Origin of the sequence: Paracraurococcus ruber (assembly GCF_004353985.1) — a bacterium.
Taxonomy (GTDB): domain Bacteria; phylum Pseudomonadota; class Alphaproteobacteria; order Acetobacterales; family Acetobacteraceae; genus Paracraurococcus; species Paracraurococcus ruber.
On the sequence record NZ_SMOA01000244.1, the window covers coordinates 1 to 8,100 of the forward strand.

Annotated in this window: 8 protein-coding genes; 2 read left to right on the plus strand and 6 right to left on the minus strand. The window is 74.5% G+C overall.

Features of this window, described 5'->3' with window-relative positions:
* Nucleotides 1–91: 91 nt before the first annotated feature.
* The 4 genes from E2C05_RS25655 to glk are packed head-to-tail and all read right to left on the minus strand — an operon-like array spanning nt 92 to nt 3,170.
* Entirely contained in the window at nt 92–1,447 is a 1,356-nt protein-coding gene (locus E2C05_RS25655; RefSeq protein ID WP_133222489.1) for an MATE family efflux transporter, read from the minus strand.
* Nucleotides 1,440–1,937 (minus strand): winged helix-turn-helix transcriptional regulator, encoded by a 498-nt coding sequence (locus E2C05_RS25660; protein ID WP_133222490.1) that lies wholly within the window; start codon nt 1,935–1,937, stop codon nt 1,440–1,442. Before E2C05_RS25660 ends, E2C05_RS25655 begins: the two co-directional genes overlap by 8 nt.
* 57 nt (nt 1,938–1,994) lie before the next feature.
* Nucleotides 1,995–2,240 (minus strand): hypothetical protein, encoded by a 246-nt coding sequence (locus E2C05_RS25665; RefSeq protein WP_133222491.1) that lies wholly within the window; start codon nt 2,238–2,240, stop codon nt 1,995–1,997.
* Nucleotides 2,241–2,243: 3 nt separating this feature from the next.
* Entirely contained in the window at nt 2,244–3,170 is a 927-nt protein-coding gene (gene glk / locus E2C05_RS25670; RefSeq protein WP_133222492.1) for a glucokinase, read from the minus strand.
* 733 nt (nt 3,171–3,903) lie between these two features.
* Here glk and E2C05_RS25675 point away from each other — a divergent pair.
* Entirely contained in the window at nt 3,904–5,013 is a 1,110-nt protein-coding gene (locus E2C05_RS25675; protein WP_133222493.1) for an enolase C-terminal domain-like protein, read from the plus strand.
* A gap of 556 nt (nt 5,014–5,569) precedes the next feature.
* Here the strand turns inward: E2C05_RS25675 and E2C05_RS25680 are convergent.
* A complete protein-coding gene (locus E2C05_RS25680) occupies nt 5,570–7,000 on the minus strand; it encodes a PfkB family carbohydrate kinase (RefSeq protein ID WP_133222494.1) in 1,431 nt (476 codons plus the stop codon).
* 135 nt (nt 7,001–7,135) lie between these two features.
* Complete coding sequence (locus E2C05_RS25685) at nt 7,136–7,849, minus strand: metallophosphoesterase family protein (RefSeq protein WP_133222495.1); 714 nt, start codon at nt 7,847–7,849, stop codon at nt 7,136–7,138.
* A 53-nt stretch (nt 7,850–7,902) separates the two neighbouring features.
* On the opposite strand from E2C05_RS25685, the gene E2C05_RS25690 reads away from it, so the two are divergent.
* Nucleotides 7,903–8,100, plus strand: a 198-nt coding sequence (locus E2C05_RS25690; RefSeq protein WP_205083063.1) for a hypothetical protein, incomplete at its 3' end; no start/stop codon positions are given.

Here is an 8,100-nt window from a genome sequence, read left to right on the forward strand (position 1 = left end):
CGAGCGGCGCGGGGGCGCATCGCCGCGCGGCGCGATGGGCGCGGAGCGTCCGGGCGGCGCGCCGGGCATCGCCGGCGCCCGCCCGCCAAGGTCACGGCCGCGCCTGCCAGACGCCCGGCCGGACCGAGGCCGCGGTGATGGCGCCATAGGCGGTGATGCCCAGCGCCACGGCCAGGAACTGGCCGGGCAGCCCGAAGCCCAGCAGGTCCCCCAGCACCCAGCCGCCGCCGACCGCGAGCGCGATGCGCGACAGCGCCGCGGCGACCGGCCCGCCCATCCGCCCCGCGCCCATGGCGGCGAAGTACAGCGCCATGCCGACCCCGAAGCCGGGCAGCGCCCAGCCGATGATGGACAGGGCCGTGGTGGCGATGGCGACGACCTGCGGGTCGCTGCTGAAGGCCCGCGCGGTGGCCGCGGGGAACAGCCCGACGAGGACGCCGACGCCGAGGGTGACGCCGAGCGCCATCAGCGCCCCGGCCCAGGCGGTGCGCCGCGCCGTCGCCCAGTCCCCGCCGCCCACCGCGCGGCCGACCAGGGCGGTCAGCGCCGAGCCGACGCCGAAGGCCAGCGGCACCATCAGGAATTCCAGCCGGGCGGAGACGCCATAGGCCGCCACCGCCGCCGGCCCGTAGGAGGCGATGCGGGCGGTGACCAGGATGGTGGTGAGGTTGGCGATGGTCGCCATGGCGCAGGCGACCAGCCCGACCGAGAGGATGCGGCCGAACAGGGCCCGCTGGAGCGGCACCCGCAGGGTCGGCCGGAACCCCGCCCCGCCCGCCAGCACGACCGCCGCCATGCCGATGCTCGCCGCGGTCATCACCAGGGCGAAGCCGATGCCGGCGCCGGCCAGGCCGAGCCCCGCCGGCTCCATCAGCGCCCAGGCCAGCGGCGGGTAGCAGAGCCAGGCGACCAGCAGCACGCGCGACGCCAGCGCATGCCGCCCGCCGCCGCGCAGCACCGACGCCAGGGTATTGGCCAGCCAGGCCGGGATCGCCCCGGCGCCGAACAGCCAGGCGCAATAGGCGGCGGCCGCCTCGGCCGCCTCGGCGCCGCCGATCAGCCCCAGCATCTGCCGCGGGAAGCCGGCCAGCAGCACGGCGAAGCCCAGGCCGAAGAGCAGGGCGATGACGATGGCATGCAGCACCAGGGCGGAGGCTTCCTCCTGCCGCTTCGCGCCCAGCGCCCGGGCGATGGCGGAGACCACGCCGCCGCCCATGGCGCCGGTGGACATCTGCTGCAGCAGCAGGGCGAAGGGCAGCACCACCGCCCAGCCGGCCAGCGCGGCGGTGCCCTGCCGCGCCGCCAGGACGGGCTCCACCAGCTGGCAGAGCGACTGCACGGCGGCGACCAGAGTGGTGGGCGCGGCCAGCGTCAGCACGCGGCGCAACAGGGTGCCGAGCGGCGGCGCGGCGCCGACCGCGCCGGCGGCGAGGGTGCCGTCAGCCATGCGCCGCATCCGGGCTGCCGCCGAAGCGGGCGCGGGTGGCGCGGCCGGCGCCGGGGCCGGGCAGCACCCGCACATCCTCCGGCCGCAGCGGCCGGCCGGTGGCGGAAAGCGGCACCGGCACCTCCACCGGGCGGCCGGTCGCCGCGTCCTCCAGCAGCACCAGCGGGCCCTCCGGCCCGGTCATCCAGCGATCCGCCCAGGCCTTGAGCGCGAGATAGGCCGGGAAGAAGTCGCGGCCCTTCTCGGTCAGGCGGTATTCGTGCCGGGCGCCTTCGGGCAGCGGCGCCTTCTGCAGCAGCCCGTGCTCGACCAGGTCGCGCAGCCGGGCCGCGAGGATATTGGGCGCGATGCCCAGGTTGCGCTCGAAGGCGTCGAAGCGGGTGGTGCCGTAGAACGCCTCCCGCAGGACCAACATGGCCCAGCGTTCCCCCAGCACCGCCATGGAGCGGGCGACGGGGCAGCGCATGCGGCCGAAATCGGTGCGGCCCATGCCGGTGCCTCCTGCTTCACTTGCATCATGCAAGCATTCCGGCTTGCAGGATGCAAGCTACACGGACGCGGCCTTCGCCGGCGGGTCGCGTAGCCAGGGGACGATCCGCCGCGCCTCGCGTTCCGCGTCCCCGGCGCTAGCGTAGAGGCCGGAGGCCTCGGCAATGCCGGCATAGGCATAACCGGCGTCCTCCATCTCAGCCTCGACCTCGAACCGGAACAGGCCATCGCTCCGGGCGAGAATTACCAGCCACGCACGCTTGTCGGGACGATCCAGGCGCTTGATCGGCCATTCGGTCGCCATGCCTCAGCCCTGCCGCGCGAGGGTCGCCAGCCCCAGCATCGCCGCATCCGGCCGCAGGATCAGCCAGGTGGGGATCGGCGCCAGCCAGGTCTTGAACCTTCCCTTCGCCTCGAACCGCGCCCGGAAGCGCGATGCCGCCAGGAATTCCGGGAAGCGCGGGCAGATGCCGCCCGCGACGAACACCCCGCCCTTCGCGCCATAGAGCAGCGCCAGGTCGCCGGCGACGCCGCCGAGCAGGGCGCAGAACATGTCCATGGTTTCCCGGCAGGCCGGGTCCTCATTCGCCAGGCCGCGGGCGGCGACCGCCGCGGCGTCCAGCGGCGCCGTCCCGCCATCGCCCAGCGCGGTCAGCGCGGCATGGATGTTCTCGATCCCCTGGCCCGACAGCAGTCGTTCGGCCGAGACATGGCCGTGCCGGGCGCGCAGCCATTCCACCACCGCCGCCTCCCGCGCGTCATGCGCGGCCAGGCTGGCATGCCCGCCTTCCGTCACCAGCACACGGCCGGGCGGCAGGAAGGCGCCGACGCCGAGGCCGGTGCCGGGGCCGAGCACCGCCATCGCCTCCCCCGCTTCGGCCGCGCCGCCGCCGAGGGGGTGGAGGTCGGCGCCGGCCAGGGCGGGCAGCGACCAGGAGAGGGCGGCGAAGTCGTTCACCACCCGCACCTGGCGGATGCCGAGGGCGGCGGCGATCTCCGCCCCGTCCACCACCCAGCCGCGATTGGTCAGCGTGACGCGGTTGCCCTGCACCGGGCCGGCGACGGCCAGCACCGCCGCCGCCGGCGCCGGCCGGTCCGCCAGGAAGGACGCGATGGCGGCGGCGATGCCGGTGAAGCCGGAGAGCGGCAGGTTGACCGGGGGCGTGTGGGCCTCGCCATCCAGCAGGGCGAAGCGGGCATTGGTGCCGCCGATATCGGCGAGGAGCGTGGTCATCCGCGCAGTCTGGCCGGGCGGCGGCCCTGCGGGCCACCCCGACGGTGGCCGGACGCGGTCCGGAAAGCAGAATTGAGCGACGCCAGCGGCGGCGGCGGCGTTGCACCACCCCGGATCGGTGCGGCGGCGAGACGGGGATGAGCGCGGCGCCGTTCGATGCCCTGAGGGTGTCCGGGCGGCCGAGGGAGGCGGGGTCCATCGCCGCCCTGGCCCCGGGGGTGCCGCCGCCGCCATCGCCGGCACCTCCACCGAGGGCCTGGCCACCAGGCGCGACCCGAAGGGCCTGGCGTTGGCGCTGCGGGCTGGTGCCAGCGGCCTGACCGGTCCCTGCATGCCGGGCGCCCGGACGGGCGCCGCGGCCCATGCCGCGCAGCCGAGGCTTGCGGCGCAAGCCGCCCGGCGATCGGGGCGCCGCCGATCGGTAGCGATCGACGGCCGTCCGCATGACATCAAGCGTCCGGAAGCCGGCACCCGGGCAGACATGCAGGCGAGGGAAGCCGGGATCCGCGCCGACATGCGGGCGATCGCGGCCAGCCTGCGCGCCGATACCCAATCGCACCGGACCGACCGGCAGGCTCCCCCGCGCCGACATGGCCGCCGGTTGCCGCGACCTCGGGCAGCCGATGACGATCCGCCGCGGCACCATGCTGGCCGCCGCCATGGTCCGGCTGCCGTAGCCGCCGGCCGGAGCGCCGCCTACCTTGCCGGCAAAACACGGGAAGGACGCGCCGCCATGAAGATCGACCACGTCTCCCTCACCCTCTTCGCCTGGGACGGCATCCCGCCCACGCGCTACCACGCCGCCGCGAAGGCGGAAGGCGGGTCCTCGGCCCTCGGCCTGCTGACCATCGGCACCGATGCGGGGCTGCAGGGCCATGCCTTCCTCGGCTCCGCCACCCACACCGCTGCCAATGACGGTCCGGGGCTGATCCGCTTCCTGAAGCCGCTGCTGATGGGCCGCGACCCGCTGGAGCGGGAGGCGATCAACGCGAAGCTCTGGCCCTTCTCGCGCCTCATCTCCGTCCGCTCGATCGGCGCGGTGGATGTCGCGCTCTGGGACCTCGCGGGGAAGGCGGCGGGGATGCCGGTGCATCGCCTGCTCGGCACCTGCCGGCACAGCATCCCGGCCTATGCCAGTTCGCAGGTGCTGGACGGCGCGGCGGCCTATGCCGAGGAAGCGGTCGCCTTCCGCGATGCCGGCTGGGCCGCCTACAAGATCCATCCGCCGCAGCATCCGCCGACCGACATCAAGGTGTGCGAGGCGGTGCGCCGCGCCGTCGGCGACGACTACACGCTGATGCTGGACAGCACCTGGTCCTACGACTTCCCGGCGGCGATGCGCGTCGGCCGCGCGATCGAGCGGTTGGGCTTCCTGTGGTACGAGGACCCGCTGCACGACCAGGACATCACCAGCTACGTCAAGCTGCGGCAGAAGCTCGACATCCCGATCATGGCGACGGAGTACCCGGCCACCGGGCTCGAATCCTACGCGCCCTGGATCCTGCTGCAGGCGACCGACTACCTGCGCGGCGATGTCGCGGTGAAGGGCGGCATCACCACGCTGGTCAAGACCGCGCATCTCGCCGAGGCCTTCCGCATGACCTACGAGATCCACCATGGCGGCAATTCGCTGAACAACCTGGCGAACCTGCATGTCGCCTGCGCAATCCGCAACACCACCTATTTCGAGGTGCTGCTGCCCGACGGCGCCCACAAATACGGCCTGGCGAAGGAGATCGAGGTGGGGCGCGACGGGCTGGTGCATGCGCCGGAAGGCCCTGGCCTCGGCGCCGAGATCGACATGGACCTCATCCGGCGGAAGACGATCGCCGTTCTGGAATAGCGCATCTGCACGCGAGTGGTGGCCTGCTGATCCGCGGAGTTCGCAGCCGGTGGCTACAAGCTTCGCGGGCAGGACACTCGTGTCCCGAATCCGAAGTCCGCCGCCATTGGCGGCGCCCTTCGCGGGCAGGACACTGGAGCGGCTTCCCTGCGCCATGCCCCACGGCAACCGCTCCAATCTCTTGACCCGACGAGCATCGTCACCCGATCAGGTGACTCTACCTGATCGGGATCTGCTCCGAGCCGGACATGCGGGCCGCTCCAGGCGACCGGGGGAGGAGCGGATGCCGGCCGCTGGGCGGTCGCGCCTGTCCGCGATCCGCTCCGGCGCCGACCGCGGAAAAGCGTGATCGCCGCCACGCGCGCAGGGTCGATCGCACCCTGCTGCCCAGCGATTGGACCGACGGAAACGCAGGCGGTACGCAGCACCGCATGCGCGGCAGCGCAGCCTCCCTTGGCCGATGCACCCGGCTGTCGCGCTTGGCGGCCACCAGCGACACGGCGACAGCCAGACCTGCCCGGCATCGGCCTCGGCATCGCCGAGCGCCGCCGGCGTATCAGGCGGCGGTGGGCTCCGTCTCGGGCTCCGGCGTCGCGCGGCGGATGGTGCCGCCCCATTCCTGCACCACCTCGCCGCCCGGCACCGCGAAGGGCGCCGGCCCGGGATCCTGCACCAGCACGTCCGGCCGCAGCAGCCGGATCAGCTCCAGCGGCGTCTCCCCGCCGAAGCGGGCGATCAGGTCCACCCCCGGCAGCTCGGCCAGCTCGGCCGCCGCCCCATCGGCATCGCCCAGCGCCACCACCAGCCGGTCGCACCAGCTGCGCGCCCGCGCCACCAGTTCCGGCGCATTGGCGGCGCCGCTGCCGACCAGGAAGCCGACGCGGGCGCCGGCGCGGCGCCAGCGCTCCACCCGCTCCGCCGCCTCCGCCCGCGTCGCCATCTTGCGGGTGGCGAGCCGCCCCGGCGTCAGCGCCTCGAGGAACTCGTCCTCCCGCACCACGGCGATGCCGGTCTTGCCGAGCACGATGCCGGCGGCCAGCGCGCCCAGCCGGGCGATGGCCACCAGCGGCAGCCCGGCGGCCAGCCCGGCGGCCGCCACCGCCACCACCGCATCGCCGGCGCCGGCGGGGTCCACCACCTCGGCCACGTCGCTCGGCAGGTGGTGGACGATGTCGCCATCCCCGTCGCCGGTCACCAGCGTCACGCCGAATTCGCCGCGGATGACCATGACGGCGCCAAAGCCGTGCATGGCGCGCAGCGCGGCGGCCGCGGCGGCGATCTCGGTCTCCGACCCCACGGGCAGGCCGGTCGCCTCCGCCAGCTCGGCCAGGTCGGGCAGGATCAGGTCGGCGCCGGCATAGCGGCCATGGTCGCCGCCCTTCGGGTCCACCACCACCTTGCGGCCCGCCGTGCGCGCGGCGGCGATCAGCCGCGCCGGCGTGTCGGCGGCCAGCACGCCCTTGCGGTAGTCGGACAGCACCATCACGGCGGTCGCCGCCACCGCGTCGCCGGCGATGCGCACCAGCCGGTCCGCCAGGCGCGGATGGATCGCCGCCACCACCTCATGGTCGGCGCGCAGCATCTGCTGGCCGGCGGCGACGAAGCGGGTCTTGGTGGTGGTGGCGCGGCCGCCCTGCACCAGCAGCCAGGGCTCGACCCCCGGCTGGCCGCCGATCAGCCCCGTCAGGTCGCTGCCCGTCTGGTCGTCCCCGACCACCGAGACGAAGGCGACCGCGGCGCCCAGCGCCGTCAGGTTCCGCACCACGTTGCCGGCGCCGCCGGGCAGCGCGACCTCCCGCTCCACCGTCAGGACGGGGACCGGCGCCTCGGGGCTCACCCGCTCCACCCGGCCATAGACGTGGCGATCCAGCATGGCGTCGCCGACCACCAGCACGGTGCCGCGGCGAAGCTGGCGGATGGCATCGAAGAGCGCGCCGGGAAGCGGACCGGGCGGGCCGGGGCGGGGTGCTGGCGCGGGTCCGTGCATCGTCCTGCGGTAGCGCAGTCGCGGGTTGCGGCGCAAGGCAAGGAACCTCGATTCGACCGGCTTCGCTTCGTTCCCCGAAACATGGACAGGGCGTCATGTTCGGGCGGGCATTCGGACGCGCTAAGTGCCGGGCCTTCAGCTCGTCAGGAAGCGCAGCCGCTGGCCTTCCAGCACCAGGCAGGTGAGGTCGCCGCCGAAGCAGGCGCCGGTGTCGATGCCGATCCGGTGCGACCGGATGGCCGGCGCCGCGGCCGGGGTGTGGCCATGCACCACCACCTGCGGCAGGTCGCCCTCGAAGGACAGGAAGGGCTCGCGGATCCAGATCAGGTCGAAGGGGTCCTGCCGCTCCAGCGGCAGGCCGGGGCGGATCCCGGCATGCACGAACAGGTAGTCCCCGGCCGAGAAGCGCAGCTCGCAGCCCTGCAGGAAGGCCAGGTGCCGCGGCGGGATGGCGTCGCGGAAATCCGGGTCCTCGGCGGCCGTGCGGTAGCTGGCCAGCGTCTCCTCCCCGCCATTCTCCAGCCAGAAGGTCAGCGCCCCCTCCGGCCCGCGCGGGTCGCAGGCATCCAGCATCATCACCTCGTGGTTGCCCAGCAGGTTCACCACCTCGGCGCCCGGGATGGGGGCGGGGCCGAGCAGCCGCTCCACCACCCCGGCGCTGTCCTCCCCGCGGTCGACATAGTCGCCGAGATGGACCAGCACGATCTCCTCGGCCGGGCGGGCCCGGGCATCCGCCGCCACCAGGGCGTGCAGCCGGGCCAGGCGGTCGGCGCAGCCATGGACGTCACCGATCGCGTAGATGCGCAGACCAGCCGGCAGCGCGCCGGGTGCTAGGGCTTCGTTCACCATCCGGCGCGACTCTAGCCGAGCTACCGCCCGACCGCACCGCGCCAGGATTGCGCATGACCGTGACCGTCGCAGCCGTGACCGGCGCCACCGCGCTGGCCATCCCGCCCTTCGTTCCCCCGGCCGTCCCGCCGGCGCCGCCCGGCGTGCGATGGCTCGCCCCGCGCCCGGTGTTCGATGCCGTGACGGCGGCCCTGCCCGGGCTGCGCGGCCGCGCCGCGCTGCTGCTGCCGGCCCGGCCGCGGCTGCGCGCC